At 60.3% G+C, this 17,913-nt stretch carries 20 protein-coding genes and 1 riboswitch; of the genes, 10 read left to right on the top strand and 10 right to left on the bottom strand.

Annotated elements, in window-relative coordinates:
* Positions 1 to 639, bottom strand: a complete 639-nt coding sequence (gene upp / locus M0808_RS19225; protein ID WP_003228118.1) for a uracil phosphoribosyltransferase — start codon at positions 637 to 639, stop codon at positions 1 to 3.
* Between the two features lie 161 nt (positions 640 to 800).
* Between upp and M0808_RS19220 the strand changes: the two genes are divergently transcribed.
* The 3 genes from M0808_RS19220 to M0808_RS19210 all read left to right on the top strand — a co-directional run bounded on the left by M0808_RS19220 (position 801) and on the right by M0808_RS19210 (position 2,386).
* On the top strand, positions 801 to 1,358 hold the full coding sequence (locus tag M0808_RS19220) for a hypoxanthine-guanine phosphoribosyltransferase (protein ID WP_016987197.1): 558 nt from the start codon (positions 801 to 803) through the stop codon (positions 1,356 to 1,358).
* A 191-nt stretch (positions 1,359 to 1,549) separates the two neighbouring features.
* Positions 1,550 to 2,035, top strand: a complete 486-nt coding sequence (locus M0808_RS19215; protein ID WP_247842147.1) for a hypothetical protein — start codon at positions 1,550 to 1,552, stop codon at positions 2,033 to 2,035.
* A gap of 63 nt (positions 2,036 to 2,098) precedes the next feature.
* Positions 2,099 to 2,386 carry a PA4642 family protein gene (locus M0808_RS19210; RefSeq protein WP_247842146.1) on the top strand — a complete coding sequence of 96 codons (288 nt, stop codon included), beginning with the start codon at positions 2,099 to 2,101 and terminating at the stop codon, positions 2,384 to 2,386.
* Positions 2,387 to 2,621: 235 nt separating this feature from the next.
* Here M0808_RS19210 and mqo read toward each other — a convergent pair whose 3' ends face one another.
* Positions 2,622 to 4,130: a malate dehydrogenase (quinone) gene (mqo, locus tag M0808_RS19205; protein ID WP_027612214.1), complete on the bottom strand. Its 1,509-nt coding sequence runs from the start codon at positions 4,128 to 4,130 to the stop codon at positions 2,622 to 2,624.
* A 709-nt stretch (positions 4,131 to 4,839) separates the two neighbouring features.
* Complete coding sequence (locus tag M0808_RS19200; protein ID WP_007912834.1) at positions 4,840 to 5,073, bottom strand: hypothetical protein; 234 nt, start codon at positions 5,071 to 5,073, stop codon at positions 4,840 to 4,842.
* 203 nt (positions 5,074 to 5,276) lie between these two features.
* Here M0808_RS19200 and M0808_RS19195 point away from each other — a divergent pair, with 203 nt between their 5' ends.
* Positions 5,277 to 5,861, top strand: a complete 585-nt coding sequence (locus tag M0808_RS19195) for a YajG family lipoprotein (RefSeq protein WP_003228101.1) — start codon at positions 5,277 to 5,279, stop codon at positions 5,859 to 5,861.
* A gap of 244 nt (positions 5,862 to 6,105) precedes the next feature.
* Here the strand turns inward: M0808_RS19195 and M0808_RS19190 are convergent, their stop codons facing one another.
* Positions 6,106 to 6,312: a hypothetical protein gene (locus tag M0808_RS19190; RefSeq protein ID WP_027612213.1), complete on the bottom strand. Its 207-nt coding sequence runs from the start codon at positions 6,310 to 6,312 to the stop codon at positions 6,106 to 6,108.
* A 194-nt stretch (positions 6,313 to 6,506) separates the two neighbouring features.
* On the opposite strand from M0808_RS19190, the gene M0808_RS19185 reads away from it, so the two are divergent.
* Positions 6,507 to 6,785, top strand: a complete 279-nt coding sequence (locus M0808_RS19185) for a hypothetical protein (protein ID WP_064589143.1) — start codon at positions 6,507 to 6,509, stop codon at positions 6,783 to 6,785.
* 217 nt (positions 6,786 to 7,002) lie between these two features.
* Here M0808_RS19185 and M0808_RS19180 read toward each other — a convergent pair whose 3' ends face one another.
* A complete protein-coding gene (locus M0808_RS19180) occupies positions 7,003 to 8,166 on the bottom strand; it encodes a 1-acyl-sn-glycerol-3-phosphate acyltransferase (protein ID WP_247842145.1) in 1,164 nt (387 codons plus the stop codon).
* Positions 8,167 to 8,308: 142 nt separating this feature from the next.
* Here M0808_RS19180 and M0808_RS19175 point away from each other — a divergent pair, with 142 nt between their 5' ends.
* From M0808_RS19175 to M0808_RS19165, 3 genes are read left to right on the top strand one after another with little or no spacing between them, the layout of a single operon-like run.
* Positions 8,309 to 8,491, top strand: coding sequence for a CPXCG motif-containing cysteine-rich protein (locus tag M0808_RS19175; protein WP_098965559.1), 183 nt, complete (start codon positions 8,309 to 8,311; stop codon positions 8,489 to 8,491).
* Between the two features lie 9 nt (positions 8,492 to 8,500).
* Positions 8,501 to 8,761 (top strand): DUF2007 domain-containing protein, encoded by a 261-nt coding sequence (locus tag M0808_RS19170; RefSeq protein ID WP_025109321.1) that lies wholly within the window; start codon positions 8,501 to 8,503, stop codon positions 8,759 to 8,761.
* 36 nt (positions 8,762 to 8,797) lie between these two features.
* Positions 8,798 to 9,421: an SOS response-associated peptidase gene (locus M0808_RS19165; RefSeq protein ID WP_007967716.1), complete on the top strand. Its 624-nt coding sequence runs from the start codon at positions 8,798 to 8,800 to the stop codon at positions 9,419 to 9,421.
* A 459-nt stretch (positions 9,422 to 9,880) separates the two neighbouring features.
* Here M0808_RS19165 and M0808_RS19160 read toward each other — a convergent pair whose 3' ends face one another.
* Positions 9,881 to 12,022, bottom strand: coding sequence for a methyl-accepting chemotaxis protein (locus M0808_RS19160; RefSeq protein WP_247842144.1), 2,142 nt, complete (start codon positions 12,020 to 12,022; stop codon positions 9,881 to 9,883).
* A 263-nt stretch (positions 12,023 to 12,285) separates the two neighbouring features.
* Between M0808_RS19160 and M0808_RS19155 the strand changes: the two genes are divergently transcribed.
* Complete coding sequence (locus M0808_RS19155; protein ID WP_247842143.1) at positions 12,286 to 13,104, top strand: M48 family metallopeptidase; 819 nt, start codon at positions 12,286 to 12,288, stop codon at positions 13,102 to 13,104.
* A gap of 200 nt (positions 13,105 to 13,304) precedes the next feature.
* Here M0808_RS19155 and M0808_RS19150 read toward each other — a convergent pair whose 3' ends face one another.
* The 3 genes from M0808_RS19150 to M0808_RS19140 all read right to left on the bottom strand — a co-directional run bounded on the left by M0808_RS19150 (position 13,305) and on the right by M0808_RS19140 (position 16,139).
* Positions 13,305 to 13,889 (bottom strand): TMEM165/GDT1 family protein, encoded by a 585-nt coding sequence (locus tag M0808_RS19150; protein WP_027612206.1) that lies wholly within the window; start codon positions 13,887 to 13,889, stop codon positions 13,305 to 13,307.
* A gap of 89 nt (positions 13,890 to 13,978) precedes the next feature.
* Positions 13,979 to 14,101: riboswitch (yybP-ykoY riboswitch) on the bottom strand.
* A gap of 40 nt (positions 14,102 to 14,141) precedes the next feature.
* Positions 14,142 to 15,140 carry a class I SAM-dependent methyltransferase gene (locus tag M0808_RS19145; protein WP_027612205.1) on the bottom strand — a complete coding sequence of 333 codons (999 nt, stop codon included), beginning with the start codon at positions 15,138 to 15,140 and terminating at the stop codon, positions 14,142 to 14,144.
* A gap of 33 nt (positions 15,141 to 15,173) precedes the next feature.
* Entirely contained in the window at positions 15,174 to 16,139 is a 966-nt protein-coding gene (locus tag M0808_RS19140; RefSeq protein ID WP_247842142.1) for a 2-hydroxyacid dehydrogenase, read from the bottom strand.
* A 243-nt stretch (positions 16,140 to 16,382) separates the two neighbouring features.
* On the opposite strand from M0808_RS19140, the gene M0808_RS19135 reads away from it, so the two are divergent.
* Positions 16,383 to 17,012 (top strand): LysE family transporter, encoded by a 630-nt coding sequence (locus M0808_RS19135; protein ID WP_027612203.1) that lies wholly within the window; start codon positions 16,383 to 16,385, stop codon positions 17,010 to 17,012.
* A 125-nt stretch (positions 17,013 to 17,137) separates the two neighbouring features.
* On the opposite strand, the gene M0808_RS19130 is transcribed toward M0808_RS19135, so the two are convergent.
* Complete coding sequence (locus M0808_RS19130; protein WP_247842141.1) at positions 17,138 to 17,902, bottom strand: helix-turn-helix transcriptional regulator; 765 nt, start codon at positions 17,900 to 17,902, stop codon at positions 17,138 to 17,140.
* Positions 17,903 to 17,913: the final 11 nt, after the last annotated feature.

The raw sequence follows: 17,913 nt of genomic DNA, 5'->3' as shown, positions 1-17,913 counted from the left end.
TCACGCGTCCTTCTGCTTGGTACCGAAGATCTTGTCACCGGCATCGCCAAGCCCTGGGATGATGTAACCGTGTTCGTTCAGACGCTCATCGATGGAAGCGGTGTAGATGGTCACGTCCGGGTGAGCCTGTTCCACAGCGGCAATGCCTTCCGGCGCGGCCACCAGCACCATCGCGCGGATGTCCTTGCAACCGGCTTTCTTCAGCAGATCGATGGTCGCGACCATGGAGCTGCCGGTGGCGAGCATCGGGTCGATGATCATCGCCAGCCGTTCGTCGATTTCCGGAACCAGTTTTTCCAGATAAGTGTGCGCTTGCAGGGTTTCTTCGTTGCGGGCAACGCCCACAGCGGAAACCTTGGCACCCGGGATCAGGCTCAGCACGCCTTCGAGCATGCCGATGCCGGCGCGCAGGATCGGCACGACGGTGATTTTCTTGCCGGCGATTTTCTCCACCGACACAGTGCCGCACCAACCTGCGATATCGTAGGATTCGAGCGGCAGATCTTTTGTAGCTTCATAGGTCAACAGGGCGCCGACTTCCTGAGCAAGCTCACGGAAATTCTTGGTGCTGATATCGGCGCGGCGCATCAGGCCGAGTTTATGGCGGATCAGCGGGTGGCGGATCTCGAGGATGGGCATGGAAAAACTCCGGCGGCGGGCAAAAAAACCGGCCTAGATTAATCTATCCGAGGGTGATGTCCTATAGGACATTGAGTACGTTAGTCCATTAAGGCTTGATTCGACCTCACGGGATGCGTACCTTTGCCCGCTTTTCCGAAAACATCCCCCTGGAGAGCGCCATGTCCGCTGATCTCGAGCATATCCGTCAAATCATGCGAGAGGCTGACTGCCTGTACACCGAATCTGAAGTCGAGGCCGCCATCGCCCGCGTCGGTGCACAAATCAACGAACAACTGGCCGACAGCAACCCGGTGGTGTTCTGCGTGATGAACGGCGGCCTGATCTTCTCCGGAAAACTGCTGACTCACCTGCAATTCCCGCTGGAAGCGTCCTACCTGCACGCGACCCGTTATCGCAACGAAACCAGCGGCGGCGACCTGTTCTGGAAAGCCAAGCCGGAAGTCTCGTTCATCGACCGCGACGTGCTGATCATCGACGACATCCTCGACGAAGGTCACACCTTGGGCGCGATCATCGACTTCTGCAAACACGCCGGCGCGCGCAAAGTGCACACCGCCGTGCTGATCGACAAGGATCACGACCGCAAGGCGCGTCCTGACCTGAAGGCAGACTTCGTCGGCCTGCCGTGCATCGACCGCTACATCTTCGGTTACGGCATGGACTACAAAGGTTACTGGCGCAACGCCAACGGGATCTTTGCCGTTAAAGGCATGTAAGACCCCGCGCTATCCCCTGTGGGAGCGAGCTTGCTCGCGAAGGCGTCGTGTCAGTAGCATCATTGAAAACTGACACACCGCTTTCGTCGGAACGCCGCCCGGAGCAAGCTCACTCCCACAGTTGTTTTGTGTGTGCTGATCCATCTGCTACACCCATGCTAGAGTGCTCGGCCCCGCCCCCGGAGCCTGCCATGAGCCTCTTGATCCGCAGTCTTGCCGCCCTGTTGCTGACCCTCAGCCTGCCTCTGGCCGCCGCCCCGGCGCCGATGCACAGTCAATTCCTGCCGCCGGATGATCTGACCCTGCGCGATGCCGAACCCGAGCAGCAACAACTGCTGCAGGTCACCGATTATTCGGTGGTGGTCGGTGCGCAACGCCAGTCCAATCAGCAGCCGATTCCGGTCACGTCGCCGCTGATGATTCGCCTCAAGGGCAAGTCGTTGAACAAGGGCGCAACCATCACCCAGGTGCTGGTCAGTTTCGATGGCGAAAGCAAAAGCCTGAAAAAACCGGCTTATGACGACAAGAGCAAAACCCTGACCCTGTTTTACCCGCTGGCCCAGTACCGGGTGGTGATCGATCTGCTGCGCAACGACACGGTGTATGTACAGTTCCTCAGTTACGCCAACGGCCACATCTGGGCCGATCTGCACACCGGGGCTGTTCGTTCGCGTTGAGCCGGGTGGCAGGGCAGGGGTAAACTGCCCGCCCCGTGTAATGTCTGCGAGCTGGAGTCGGCAATGCGTAAAGATAAGAAACAGGTGATTGGTGACGAGATCGGCGATGAGCAGATCAAGCTGTTCCTCGATTTTGAACCGGTCGACGCCACTTCGCCGTCGCTGCACAAACTGATCAAGGCCTACCGTGGCCTGCGCATCGACGATTTCGAGCGCTTTCTGACGTTCTTCGTGGCTGCCGGTTACGACGTGGATGGCAAGGATGAGCAGGGCCAGACCTTCGTTGAGCTGATCAAGGATCAGCGTAACGCGGCCGAGTACATCGAGCTGATCGACAAGGCTCGCGGTTGAGATCACCCGATATCTGTGGCGAGGGGATTTATCCCCGATGGGCTGCGTAGCGGCCCCGAAGCCTGAGTGCAAGGGTGTCAGGTAAATCGCATCAATGGTTTTGCGACTGCTGCGCAGCCGATCGGGGATAAATCCCCTCACCACAAGTGTTGGTGAGCCAGCAGTATTGGTTTTTATCCCAGCAAAAAAAACGCCCCGCACTCACTGAGTACGGGGCGTTTTTTATGCCGCAAGATCAAGCGAAGCTTGGGGTCTCGCTGCTTTCTTCAACCAGTTCCAGGGCGATGTTGTTCTGCGTGTTGATCTTGCGATACAGCGCAGCATCGGTTTCCAGAACCTTCTCGCGGGCCGGGAAGATTTCCGCCAGTTTGGCCGCCCACTCACCCTTGGCCTTGGCCGGGAAGCATTTCTCGATCAGCTCGAGCATGATCGAAACGGTTACCGAAGCACCTGGCGAAGCGCCGAGCAGGGCGGCGAGGGAGCCGTCTTTCGCCGCAACCAGTTCGGTACCGAATTGCAGGATGCCGCCCTTTTTCGGGTCTTTCTTGATGATCTGTACCCGTTGGCCGGCCACTTCCAGGCGCCAGTCCTCGGCTTTCGCCTCAGGGTAGAATCGGCGCAGGGATTCCAGACGCTGCTCCATCGATTGCATCACTTCGCTGACCAGGTACTTGGTCAGGTCCATGTTGTTTTTCGCCACTGCCAGCATCGGGCCGATGTTGCCGGCGCGAACCGACAGCGGCAGGTCCATGAAGGAACCGTGCTTGAGGAACTTGGTGGTGAAACCGGCGTATGGCCCGAACAGCAGGGATTTCTTGCCATCGACCACACGGGTGTCCAGGTGCGGCACCGACATTGGTGGCGAACCGACTGCAGCCTGGCTGTAGACCTTGGCCTGGTGGTGCTTGACCACTTCCGGGTTGTCGCAACGCAGCCATTGCCCGCTGATCGGGAAGCCGCCGAAGCCTTTGCTTTCTTCGATGCCCGAAGCCTGCAGCAGCGGCAGGGCCGCGCCGCCGGCGCCGAGGAAGACGAACTTGGCGTCGACTTCACGGCTGGCGCCGCTGTTGACGTCCTTGATGCTGACGGTCCAGCCGGCGCCGTTACGCTTGAGGCCGGTGACGCGCTTGCAGTATTTGACCTGGGTGTCCGGTGCGCTGGTCAGGTGCTTGAGCAACTGATTGGTCAGGGCGCCGAAGTTGACGTCGGTGCCATTCATCACGCGGGTGGCGGCCAGGACTTCATCCGGCGAGCGGCCCGGCATCATCAGCGGCATCCACTCGGCCATCTTGGCCTTGTCTTCGGTGTATTCCATGTCGGAGAAGGCGTGGTGCTTGTGCAGCACGTTGAAGCGTTCCTTGAGGAACGACACGCCTTTGTCACCCTGAACGAAGCTCAGGTGCGGCACCGGGCTGATGAAGGATTTGCACGAGCCGAAGGTGCCTTTCTTGGTCAGGTACGACCAGAACTGTTTGGACACTTCGAACTGGGTGTTGATGTGCACGGCTTTCTTGATATCGACGCTGCCGTCGGCTGCCTGCGGCGTGTAGTTCAGCTCGCACAGGCCGGCGTGGCCGGTACCGGCGTTGTTCCACGGGTTGGAACTCTCCGCAGCACCGGAATCCATCAACTCGACGACTTCCAGCTTGATCGCCGGGTCGAGCTCTTTGAGCAGTACTGCCAGGGTGGCACTCATGATGCCCGCCCCAACCAGAACTACGTCGACTGCTTCGTTATGCGCCATTTAACGCGTCTCCAAAATCTGCAGCACCAAATTGTCGGCATGGCTGCCAGGGAGTGACGGGGCAGGTCAGTTGCGCCCCGGATACCCATGGTCAGGTTCGTCATGTCCGAATCTTCGCAATTTTTCGCAACTTCGACGGATGCATGCGGCCTGGCTTCAAGAGCTCCATGAACTCATTTCAGCACGCGGCTGGCAATTCGACTTATGGTCGAGACATCCGTTTTTGTGCAACCAAATCCGTAGCGGACAGGCTTCAGGCTCCGATGTTCGAGGTATACCCGGTCCTGTGTCGTTGGGCTGTTTCAGACGCTAATGGTGCATGTTCAGACGCAAAACTTTTCATTTGCTCGCCACACTCTTGTGAAGTTGTGAAAACCCGTTTTTTTCACGCTCTTTTGAAGACGTGAACCTCAAAAAAGGGCTGTCCAGGCCTGGCACCCTGCCCGCAAGGGCAAAACAACGCGGTGGCCGAGCGTCATGACAGCTCTGCAGATTCGCGAAAAGCGGGGTTTTTGCCGGAAGAACAGGCAAGCGCGCCAACTTCACTCGATCTGTGTGGGCGGCTCTCTGTGGGCGATTTGGGTGTCGATGCATGCGCATTGACGGTGTTGCGGGGCCCGATCAGGAGACGTCCTTATAATCGGGGGGAGATTGTATCGAAGAAATGCGGGCAGTTGCTCGTGTTTAATGACTTTTATTAGGCATCCGGTCAGATGCTCAACATCGCTTGCACGCGTGCGCGGGGCTGCGACGCTATGACGCGGGCGCTGGCGGGCAGTGGCTGGTGCAGCCAGTTGAGACGGATTTCTTCGATTTCCACCCAGCCATCGCCCATCGGTTGCAGGCTGCACTGCTTGAATGCCTGGCAATGACCGTTGCGGTCGAGCAGGGCAAAGCTGCGGTGCAGCGGACGTGGGGCGAACAACGAGATCAGATAGCGCATGGCGAGTACCTTGTTGGGGACTGGTTTGAAGCTTGCCAGGCGGCCGTGACGCCAACGTGTATGGGCGGTGAATAATCTGTGACAGGAACCGCATTCCCACGGCCGGGTCAGACATTTGAGTATTCACTGTCGGGTGCTGGTGACCCGCAGTGGCCCACCGCTATACTGCCGGCCTGTTTGTGCCTGATTCTGGAGAAAAGAGCATGTTGCAACGCCTGTTGTTCGGTTTGATCACTGTGACCAGTTTGACCCTGGTTGGCTGCGCCCACAGCCCGCAACAACTGAGCCCGGAACCGAAGCTGACCACGCAGTTGGCCCCGGTCGGCCATGGCCAGCAAGTGGTGGTGCGTGTGGTTGACGGTCGTCCGTCGCCAACCCTCGGCACCCGCGGCGGCCTGTACCCGGAAACCAGCGCGATCACCGTGCAGCGCGAGCAGATCCTGCCCAAGTTGCAGGCGCAGGCTGAAGCCGCCGTACGTCTGCTCGGCTTCACCCCGACCAGCAACGGGATGAACGCGCCGCAACTGACCGTGACCCTGACCGAGCTGAAGTACCAGTCGCCCAAAGAAGGCATGTACGTGACCGAAGCCACGATCGGCGCGACCTTCCGCTCCGACGTGCAGAGCGGCAACCGTCGCTACAGCGGCCGCTACGGCGCTTCGCTGGACCAGCGTTTCGGCATGGCGCCGAACCAGGAAACCAACACCAAGCTGGTCAGCGACGTGTTGAGCGATGCGTTGACCCGTCTGTTCAAGGACCCGACCGTGGGTCAGATCCTCGCCGAGTAAGCTGTGCGGTTGATGTGAAAAAGCCCGGCGCCAGTGATGGCTCCGGGCTTTTTTGTGGGGCATGGAATCGTACCCCCTCACCCCAGCCCTCTCCCCCAGGAGGGCGAGGGGGAAGGGAGCCGATCGGGGGCTTTTCAGAACCGGCGTTCACCTCGAGTTTTCAGGTCGATGCACCTCGAATAAACAACTCGGTCAGTCCCCTCTCCCTCCGGGGAGAGGGTTAGGGTGAGGGAGCTTTTACTTTTCAGGCTGCTTGGGAATAAAAATCAAGCACGCTGACACCCGTCAGCAAATCCGTCTCCGGCAAATCCGCATGCTGATGCCCGCCGAGGGCGCAATACACCAGCCAGTGGCGATCCTGAACATTGAAGGCGAGGCTGCCGACGAGGCTTTGTTGTTCGTCGGTCGGGGTGATGAGGTACAGACGATCCTGGTTTTCGGCGTGCAGCATGTCGCGTTCCATGTGTGTTTCGAGGCGCGCATGGTGGCCGATGTAAATGACGATGCCGTGACACAGGACAGCCATCGGTCGATTGTCAGGTTATTTGTCGCAAAGGGTAGGGTAGTGGAGGCGTGTTTCGGTAGAATCCGCGCCGCAGTCGTCGATCGGGCGCCTGCCACACCGATTCAGTTCCGAGGTCTGTGATGTCGCTGCACTTGATGACGCTGTTTACCGCCCATCCCGCCAAATTGATCAACCTGCTGGCGTTGGCACTGGCCTTCCCGGGCAGTTGGCTGCTGCACGCGACCCGCCGTCGTGAACAACGCGCGATGGCCAGCATCGCTGCGCAGCGTCAGGCGCAACCTAACGCCGAGCCAATCCTCGATTGGGCGACGCTGCGCATGAACCGGTTTTTCTATCGTTTCGGGTTTGCCTGCCTGGGTCTGGCACTGATCATCTCCTGGATCAGCACCCGCTTCTAAGGACAGCACAAACCCTTGTGGCGAGGGAGCTTGCTCCCGCTGGGCTGCGAAGCGGCCCCGATTCAGGTAAACGCGGTTTTTCAGGTATTCCGCGTGATGTGGTTTTGCGACTGCTGCGCAGCCGAGCGGGAGCAAGCTCCCTCGCCACAAGGGTTGATTGAATCAGATAAAAAAACGGCGCCCCGAGGGCGCCGTTTTTGCGTCGAGTGGAAAGCGCTTACAACGGCAACCCAGCCTTCACCCGGTACTGATTGCGCACCGGCGTCGCATATTGCAGCACCAGATACGGACGGTGCTCTTCAGGGCAGGCATCCAGGCGGCGCTGCCATTCTTCCTGCGCCTTGGCCAGCTCATCGGCCGGAAACACTTCGGCAGCCTTCGGCACGTTCAGTTGCGGATCGGCATCGGCCCACTGCGCGTACGCCAGGTAATGCACCGGGAACAGGCGGTATCCGCCGAGAATCTGCTTGTCCATCTCGACCGCCAATTGCTTGGTGTCTTCGAACAGTTCGGTGATCGGTGCAGCGAAGTTCACGTGCACCCGGCCCTTGTAGCCGGTGATGCCCTTGGCAATGCTCACGTCATCCTCGCCCGGCGCCTTGGCGTAGGTGCCGGTGGTGGCTCGGATGTACAACTCGCGGGCCTTGGCCTGGTCGCACGGGTCGTATTCGTAGCTGATCGACACCGGGGTCAGGTTCAGCGACTGAATCACTTCGCCGAACGGCTCGTCCTTGCGGCTCATGTGGAACATCTTGAGGATCGCCGACTCGGTGCGGTCGTCACCATCCTTTGCCCGGCCTTCAGCCTGCGCGATCCAGATCGAGGCGCAATCGTTGCGGATCGAGTGGTTGATGTACGCCGACAGCAATTGATACGCGGCCATCTTCTCGCGACGCCCGGTGATCGAGCGATGCACGATGAAGCTCTTGTTCAGGCGCATCAGGTCGCTGACGAAGGGTTTCTGCAGCAGGTTGTCGCCGATCGCGATGCGCGGGGTCGGCAGGCCGGCGTGGTACACCGCGTAGTTGACGAAGGCCGGGTCCATCACGATGTCGCGGTGGTTGGCGATGAACAGGTAGGCGCTGCCGGACTTGAATTGCTCGACACCGGTGTAGGTCACGCCATCAGTGGCGCGCTCGATGGTGTGGTCGACGTAGAACTCGACTTTGTCCTGCAAAGTGGACACGGAGGTCACGTCGGCAAACTCACGACGCAGCCGATGGGCTATAAGTGGTTTGAGCATCCAGCCGAAGGCACCGGCAAAACGCGGGAAGCGGAAGTGGGTGAGGATATCTAGAAACGCCTTGTCGCCGAGCAGTCTTGCCAGTACCGCAGGTACTTCGCTGTCGTCGTAAGGTCGGATGGCATCGAATTCGCCCATCATGCTCTCTTGTTGGAAACGGCTAGGGTAAGTAAAGGTTTTGATCGAAAACCAACGGGGCACGGTCTGAAAAGGTAGCCAGACAAAAATAGCCCTGCAAATAGACCGGCGATTATACGCACAAGTCACCTGGGAGACCGCGATGCTGGAAAGCGCACTGTATGAATGTCCGTATTGTGGTGAAGAGGTCGAGACGACGGTGGACCTGTCCGCAGGCGATCAGACCTACATCGAGGACTGCCAGGTGTGTTGTCAACCGATTACGTTTGTCTTGCAGGTGCATGGCGAGGATTGGTTTCTGGAAGTCTTCAGCGAAAACGAGTGAGGGGCGCCCATGCAGCGAATCTACGAGCCGGAAAACCTGATGGAGGGCGAGATGCTCAAGGGCATGCTCGCCAGTGAAGGCATCGAAGCGCACCTGGTGGGCCGCGATCTGCTCGGCGGTACCGGTGAATTGCCGATCTTCGGCCTGCTCGGCCTGTCGGTCGATAACGATCAGGCCGAGTACGCCCGCGAGCTGATCACCGCGTACAATGCCGCGCTGCCGCTGCCCGGCGATGAACCGGAGAGCTTCCCCGGGACGCTGGTCTGTTAGGCTGACGTTCGTTTTACTTTTGAGTCGTGTTGCCCCATGTGTGGACGTTATGCCCTGTTTCGCTGGAACCGCGACTTCGCGGCCCTGCCCGGATTTCCCGCCGATCAGCAGGCGCAGTGGAACATTTCCCCCAATGATTCGGTGTTGATGCTGCGTGCCGAGGCCGACGGCCAACGCACCCTGGCCCGCGCCCGTTGGGGGCTGACGCCACCGTGGCTGACCGATCTGTCGCGTACCCCGGCGCATGCCCGGGCCGAAACCGTCGCCGAGCAACCGATGTTCCGCGAGGCGCTGCGCCTGCGCCGCTGTCTGCTGCCGGCCAACGGTTTCTACGAATGGCGCGGCAACCTGCGCAAGCGCCCGTACTGGCTGACGCCAGGGGAGGGTTCGTCGCTGTTCTTCGCGGCGATCTGGGAGGCGTATCCGGTGCAGGAGCAGGTGTGGCTGAGCACCGCCGTCATCACGCAGCCGGCGGCCAGTCAGCGCCGACCGTTGATTCTCGATGAGGCGGGGCAGGCGGCCTGGCTCGATCCCGCGACGCCGTTGCATGTGCTGCAGGGCTTGCTCGCCAGTGAGCCGGCGGCATTGCGCGAGCGGGTGCTGGCGAATCTGGTGAATGATCCGAAGCTCAATGGGCCGGAATGCCTGACCCCGGGTTAAGTCAAAAGCCCCTCACCCTAACCCTCTCCCTGAGGGAGAGGGGACTGATTGGGGGATATTGACGAAATATACCGACTTGAACGCTCAGCTTTGAATCCATAATCGACTGGTTATTTCAGGTCGATGTATGACGGGAGACAACTCGGTCAGACCCCTCTCCCTGAGGGAGAGGGGACTGATTGGGGGATATTGACGAAATATACCGACTTGAACGCTCAGCTTTGAATCCATAATCGACTGGTTATTTCAGGTCGATGTATGACGGGAGACAACTCGGTCAGTCCCCTCTCCCTGAGGGAGAGGGGTCTGATTGGGGGATATTGACGAAATATACCGACTTGAACGCTCAGCTTTGAATCCATAATCGACTGGTTATTTCAGGTCGATGTATGACGGGAGACAACTCGGTCAGTCCCCTCTCCCTCTGGGAGAGGGTTAGGGTGAGGGGCTTTTCGCTTTTCAGACCTTGAACTGATTGATCAACCGCCGCTGCTGCTCCGCCAATTTAGTCAGGCCGGCACTGGCCGAACTCGACTCATCCGCACCGCCCGCCACTTCATTCGCCACCTGACCGATATTGATCACGTTACGGTTGATGTCATCGGCCACTGCGCTCTGTTCTTCCGCCGCACTGGCAATCTGCGTATTCATGTCATTGATCACCGACACCGCCTGAGTAATTGTCTCCAGCGCTTCAGCCGCTTTCGCCGCGTGCTGCACGCTTTCGTCGGTGCGGTTCTGGCTGTCCTCCATGACCCGCACCACATCGCGGGTGCCCTGTTGCAGTTGCTGAATCATGCTCTGGATTTCTTCGGTGGCCTTCTGGGTCTTCTGCGCCAGATTGCGCACCTCGTCCGCCACCACCGCAAAGCCGCGCCCTTGTTCGCCGGCCCGCGCCGCTTCGATTGCTGCGTTCAGCGCCAGCAGGTTGGTCTGCTCGGCGATCCCGCGAATCGCGATGAGGATTGCGTTGATGTTTTCGCTGTCCTTGGCCAGCGTCTGCACCACCTCAACGGCCTTGCCGATCTCCACCGCCAGTACGCCAATCGAGTTCGACGTATCACGGACGATCTGCATGCCTTGGCCGGCAGCCTGATCCGCGTGGCTGGCGGCTTGCGCCGCCTGAGTGGCGTTGCGCGCCACGTCTTGCGCAGTCGCGGTCATCTCCTGCACCGCGGTGGCGACCTGATCGATCTCGGCCATTTGTTTCTGAATGCCGATGTTGGTGCGAATCGCGATGTCGGCAGTGTGTTCCGAGGAATCGCTGACGCTCTGCACCGACGTCACCACCTGCGTGATCATCGCCTGCAACTTGGCGAGGAAGGTGTTGAAACCCTTGGCGATCGAGCCCAGTTCATCACTGCGATCACTGCTCAAGCGACGGGTCAGGTCGCCTTCACCTTTGGCGATGTCATCGAGCATGGCGACCATCTGCTTTAGTGGTCGGGCGATGCCGTGCCCCACCAGCCAGATCACCAGCAGACCGATGGCAGCAATGATCAGGCCGACCATGGCCATGCCGAAGGTGTCTGACTTGCGCTGTGCATCAAGGTCGGCCTGAAGTTTTTGCAGATCCGCCATCACCGCGTTCAACGGCAGTTGCAGCATCAGCGTCCAGCGCGCGTCGGTCTGGCCGATGCCGAACGGCAGGTACAGTTCGATGCGGCCCTTGTCTTTGTTCACCGAGTAGGTGACTTCGCCGCGCTTGAGATTGGCCATGTTGGCGATCTGCTCGGCATCGAGGATGTCGCTGACTTTCTCGCCGAATTTGCTCGGGTCCTTGGTGTAGGCGACGATCCGGCCGTTGCCGCCGATCAGGGCCATTTGTCCGGCGCCGCTGTACAGTTTCTGGTTGGCACCGAGGAGCATTTCCTGGATGAAGTTCACCGACAGGTCGGCGCCGACGATGCCCTGGAATGCGCCGTTGAGCATGATCGGTTCAATAAAGGAGGCGAGCATCACGACCTTGTCGCCGACCTTGTACGGCGCCGGATCGATCACGCAGGGCTTTTTCGTTTCCTTGGAGCACAGGTAGTACTCACTGGCGCGCACCCCGGTGGACAGGGTTTTCTGATCGTCGACATCGGCCAGTTTGTCCACGCCCAGACTGCCGTCGGTATTGCGGAACCACCACGGCAGGAAGCGTCCGTTGGCGGGATCGATACCGGTCACGGCGCTGCCGACGTAGGCCGCGTCATTGTGGTCCAGGGCGTTTTTTTCCCAGCCGATGTAGGTGCCGAGAATCTTCGGGTTCTGCTGGACGTTCTCCTTGATCAGGCTGATCAGTTGCTCGCGGCTGACGCTCAGGCGCGGCTGGCCGTCGGCGCCCGGTGTGCCGAGCAGCGCATTGACCCGCACCAGTCCGCCGGCAATCAGCAGCGGCGCTTCGAGTTCGCGCTGGATCTGGCTGACCTGGGTCTGCGCCAACGAGGTCAGGCGTTGTTCGATGACTTGTTCGAACTGCGCCTGAGTGCGCTGTTGCACCATGTCTTGAGTGCGGGCACCGGAGAACAGCGCGTACAGCACCAGCGCGGCGACCACGCTGAGGACGATGGCGCCGGCCAGGGCGGCGACGGAAAACTGGATCGACTTGAACTTCATGGGAGCTCCGCACGCAAGAGGACGTCTGCGCTGTTGTATCGGCAGCAGGCATGGCGCCATGAGCGTAGAACGGAACATAGGGCGGGCGATGTCGCAAATGGATCGGTGCGCGACGCAGCGGCAGCAGACTTGCCGGTTGCTGTGAATTTTTTACGACAACAGCGGTGGGAAACTTCCGAAAGACGCTGCAACACGTCTGTTGTATCTGGCGCCGATACAATTCACCCCCTACGATACGCGGCAGGTTTTCAGGGAGCTTTTGAATGAACAAGACATTGGTTGTAAGTGCACTGAGCGCAGCGCTGTTGCTGGCCGGTTGTCAGTCGGTCAACACCACCAGCGGCGGAGCCGTCGGTGTGGAGCGCAAGCAGTACATGTTCAGCATGCTGTCCTCGCAAGAGGTCAACCAGATGTATGCCCAGTCCTATCAGAAGACCGTCGGCGAGGCGTCGAGCAAAGGCGTGCTGGACAAGACCAGCCCGGAGGCCAAGCGGGTTCAGGCGATTGCCAACCGGCTGATCGCCCAGGCACCGAACTTCCGCCCGGATGCGGCGCAGTGGCAGTGGGAAGTCAATCTGATCAAGAGCGACGAGCTCAACGCCAACTGCGGGCCTGGCGGCAAGATCATTTTCTACACCGGGCTGATCGATAGCCTGAAACTGACTGACGATGAAATCGCGGCGGTCATGGGCCATGAAATCGCCCACGCCCTGCGCGAGCACGGTCGTGAGGCGATGTCCAAAGCCTATGGCATTGAAATGGCCAAGCAGGGTGCCGGTGCGTTGCTCGGTCTGGGTCAGGACAGTCTGGCGCTGGCCGACACCGTGGCCAACTACGGCATGACCTTGCCCAACAGCCGCGCCAACGAAAACGAAGCCGACCTGATCGGCCTCGAACTGGCCGCCCGCGCCGGGTACAACCCGAATGCGGCGATCACCTTGTGGAACAAGATGAGCAAGGCTTCGGAAGGCGCACCGCCGGAGTTCATGAGCACCCACCCGGCCTCGTCCAGCCGGATCGCCTCGCTGCAGGCAGCGATTCCAAAAGTCATGCCGCTGTACGAGAAAGCGCCGAAGTCCTAAGAGTCGAAGGACACAACGATTCTTCAGGTTGGGAGGGCTGTTGTGGCGAGGGGATTTATCCCCGATGGGCTGCGAAGCAGCCCCAAAACCTGCAAATGCGTTATGTCTGACACTCTGAGGAGGCAGGTTTGGGGGCGCTTCGCGCCCCATCGGGGATAAATCCCCTCGCCACAGTTAATTGTCAGATCATGGCTCAGGGGTTAAATCCAGCCACTGCTCTGCATCGCCTTGTACACCGCCACGATCGCCAGAATCAGGAACGCCGAAGCCGCCAGGCGACGGATCAAGGTCAGTGGCAATTTCTCCGCAGCAAAGTTACCCGCCAATACCACCGGCACGTTGGCAATCAACATGCCCAGGGTGGTGCCGATAATCACCAGCCACAGCTCAGGGTATTGCGCCGCCAGCATCACGGTGGCGATCTGCGTCTTGTCACCGATTTCCGCGAGGAAAAACGCGATCAGCGTGGTCAGGAAGGGGCCGAACTTGCGTGCGGTGCTGGCTTCATCGTCGTCCATCTTGTCCGGGACCAGCGTCCACAGCGCAGTGGCGGTGAAGCTCGCGGCGAGAATCCAGTGCAGCACCGAATCGGAGAAGAAGCTGCCGAACCAGGCGCCTACCGCACCGGCTGCCGCGTGGTTGGCCAGGGTCGCAGCGACGATACCGGCAATGATCGGCCAGGGTTTGCGAAAGCGAGCGGCGAGAATCAGCGCGAGCAGTTGCGTCTTGTCGCCGATTTCGGCCAAGGCAACGATTGCGGTGGGAACGAGTAACGAGTCCAGCATCAGGATTTTCCTAAGGGGCGGGTCGACACGGCTATGACACGTACAGCCTTCCCGCCCCGGGTAAGGTGTGCGTGTCATAGGTCTTGTCAAACCCTGCGATCCGTCTGTTGCGGACGCTTGGGTCGCATACGCCATGATCTGAGGATCAAGTATGTTGACGTATGCCGGACGAGCTTGGCGCTCGTGGGAGACTACTCCCCTAGGACGGAGCGGATTCTGCCTTCGCAAAACCGATAGAGCAAGAACAAATTTTCAGCCGCGCTTGGCCCGGTAAATCCGGAAACCATTGCCTTCGGCCTTGATCGCACACACGCCCAGATGCTCTTCGATCAGCGGCTGATACTTCAGGAAGCTGTTCGCAACCAGGCGTAGTTCGCCACCGTTTTTCAGATGTTTGGCCGCTTTTCGCAGCAAGTTCTCGGTGGCGAAATAATCGGTGTGCACGCCGACATGGAACGGCGGGTTGCTCAGAATCGCGTTCAAACCCATCGGTGCAGCGTCGATACCGTCGCCGGTCAGCACTTCGGCGTCCAGACCGTTGGCCGCCAACGTCAGGCGACTGCTGGCGGCGGCGAAGGCATCGACGTCGAGCAAAGTCACCTGATTGTGCGGATAACGCCGTTTGACCGCCGCGCCCAAAACCCCGGCGCCACAACCGAAATCCAGCAGATGACCGCTCGGCAGTTTGTCCAGATGCTCAAGCAGCAGGGCGCTGCCGCGGTCCAGTCGACCATGGCTGAACACGCCCGGCAGGCTGATGACTTTAAGCGGGCCTTCGGCCAGCGGCAGCTCATAAGTCTGCGCCAGGCTTTCCAGCGATTTTGCTTCAGGCGCGTTGGCCACGGTGACCTGCCACAGTTGGCAGTGACGGGCGCTGTCGAGTTTGCGCGGCTTGCCGAACGGGTTGAGTTGCTTGGACGCACCCTCGATGCCGCTGCGTTTTTCCCCGACCAGAAACACCTCGCGCCCGGGCAGACGTGCGGCCACGGCATTGAGGATGTAATCGGTCAGATCCTTGGACTTGGGCAAAAACACCACGGCGCTGTCGAACTCGCGCTCCGGCACGTTTACGCCGAAATGGCTGCGACCTTCGAAGCGCGCATCGAGAGCGGCCTGATCGCCGGCATGCCAGCACCAGCCGAACGCATTGGGCAGGCGCCCGAGCAGATCGTCGGCAGGCAAACCGGCCAACAACAGCGAACCCTGGAATAACTCGGCCTGACGAAGCAGTACTTCACTGCGCGGATCCATAACTGCTCCTTGGAAAAAAAGTGCCGCAGTTTATCAACTGACGACCCGCAGCGCTTTACCGCTGAAGAATGCTTGGGCGTTTTCGGTCAATTGGCCGACGATGCGTTGCCGCGCTTCGCGACTGCCCCAGGCGTTGTGCGGAGTGACGATCAGCCGTGGAATGTCGGCGGCCAGCAGCGGATTGCCGTTGACCGGCGGTTCGACGCTGAGCACGTCGGTGGCGGCGCCGCCAAGGTGACCGTTGCGCAACGCGTCGGCCAAGGCTTGCTCGTCGATCAAACCACCGCGAGCGGTGTTGACCACAAAGGCGCCGGGTTTCATCGATGCCAGCTCGCGGGCGCCGATGAAGTGCCGGGTGTGTTCGTTGAGCGGACAGTGCAGGGTCAGGGCGTCGATCTGCGGCAGCAATTCGTTCAGCGGCAGACGGTCCGGGCGGGCAGGGCGGCCGGGTATCTGCCCGAGCAACACACGCATGCCAAATGCTTCGGCCAGGCGCGCGACCGCACCGCCGAGTTCGCCGTGACCGAGCAGACCGATGGTTTTGCCTTCCAGTTCGACAATCGGGTAGTCGAGCAGGCAGAACTGTCTGGCCTGCTGCCAGCGACCTTCGCCGACCGCTTTTTGATAATCCGCGAGGCGGGTGGCGAGGTTGAGCAGCAGCATGATCGTGTGTTGCGCCACCGACGGCGTGCCGTAACCCTGACAGTTGCACACGGTGATGCCGTGGGCGCGAGCCGCGTCCAGATCGACGTTGTTGGTGCCGGTGGCGGTGATCAGGATCAGTTGCAGATCCGGGTTGGCGGCCATCGCGGCGGCGTCGATGCGGATCTTGTTGGTGATCGCCACGCTGGCCCCGTGCAGGCGTTCGGCGACTTGATCAGGCGCAGTCTGGGCGAACAGTTGCAGGTCGCTGAAGCAGGCGCGCAACGGGCTGAGGTCGAGATCGCCGAGATCCAGTGACGGGTGATCGAGGAATACGGCGCGGCGCGGGTTCGTCATCAACTGTACCTTTTGTGCTTGGAACGGAAGGCGTAATCTGCCGAGCCTACCAGATGAAACAAAACGTTACGCAGTGCCCGAGGTGCTCACAAAACCTGTGGGAGCGGGCTTGCTCGCGAAGAGGGCGTGTCAGACCCATAAAGGTTGCCTGACACAACGCCATTCGCGAGCAAGCCCGCTCCCACAGGGGAAAAGCATTCAGGCGATGTGTTCAAGTTGATGATCACCCCCAGAGGAGCCCCCATGTACTGGACCGAGTTCTTGACCGTTGCACTGATCCATCTGTTGGCCGTGGCCAGCCCCGGCCCGGACTTTGCCGTGGTGGTGCGCGAGAGCGTGACCCATGGGCGTCGCGCCGGCACCTGGACCGCGCTGGGTGTGGGCACGGCGATTTTCCTGCATGTGGGTTATTCGCTGCTGGGCATCGGCCTGATCGTGTCGCAGTCGATCGTGCTGTTCAACGCCTTGAAATGGGCCGCCGCCGCGTACCTGCTGTACATCGGCTTCAAGGCCTTGCGCGCGCAGCCAGCGAAAACCGTTACCGATGATCTGCACAAAGAGGCCGGCGTGCGCACTGCGCGCGGCGCGTTCACCTCGGGCTTCGTGACCAATGGTCTGAATCCGAAAGCCACGCTGTTCTTCCTGTCGCTGTTCACCGTGGTGATCAACCCGCACACGCCACTGGCGGTGCAGGCGGGTTACGGGGTTTACCTGGCCGTTGCGACCGCTTTCTGGTTCTGCCTGGTGGCGATGCTGTTCAGTCAGCAACGTGTACGTGCCGGTTTTGCCCGCATGGGCCATTGGTTCGACCGCACCATGGGCGCGGTGCTGATCGCTCTCGGCGTGAAAATCGCGTTTACCGAGATGCACTAAGAGCTGAAACCCGATCAAAACTGTGGGAGCGAGCTTGCTCGAAGGCGTCGGATCAGTCGATATCACAGGTGACTGGAAGATTGCTTTCGCGAGCAAGCTCGCTCCCACAGGGACATGGGGAATTCCTACACGAGTTGGCTGAGTTTGCTCAGATTATTCAGGTACTCCCGGGGATTGTCCCCAAGCAACCGGCGAAACATCGCGCTGAACGCCCGCGCGCTGCCGTACCCCAGATCCCGCGCCACGCGCTGCACGCTGTCCCCGGCGAGCAGGCGCGGTAGCGCTTCCATCAGGCGCAGTTGCTGGCGCCAGGCGTTGAAGCTCATCTTCAGTTGTCGCTGGAACAGCCGCGCCAGAGTGCGTGAGCTGGCGCCGACCTGCTGCGCCCAGTCTTCCAGGGTGTTGGGGTGATCCGGTGTGTGCAGCAACGCCAGACAGATGTTCTGCAGGCGTCGGTCAGTAGGCATTGGAATGTGCAGCGGCAGGTTGTCCAGGCTGGCGAGCTCTTCCAGCATCAATTGCTGGATCAGCGGATTGTCCGCGTGCGGCGGGCCTTGAACGGCGCGCAGGATCAGCTCGCGCAACAGCGGCGTCACCGCCAGCACGCAGCACTGTTGCAGGCCGGCCGGTGACAGCTCGGGGGCAATGAACAGCGAGCGCATCTGCACATCGCCGGACATGAAAATCTCGTGCGCGACTTGCGGCGGAATCCACACTGCGCGGCTTGGCGGAATCACCCAGGCACCGAGGTCGGTGACCACTCGCATGATCCCTCGGACGGCATACAGCAACTGCGCCTCGCGGTGCAGATGCAGCGGCTGGTGCGCGCCGTCCAGATAATCCCGGGGATAGGCGCTCACCGGACCGTGTTCGAAGTGGCTGATCAACATGTCGGATTCGA

Source organism: Pseudomonas sp. MWU12-3103b, assembly GCF_023100615.1.
In the GTDB taxonomy this organism is placed as follows: domain Bacteria; phylum Pseudomonadota; class Gammaproteobacteria; order Pseudomonadales; family Pseudomonadaceae; genus Aquipseudomonas; species Aquipseudomonas putida_A.
This window is presented reverse-complemented; position numbering and strand designations above follow the sequence as displayed.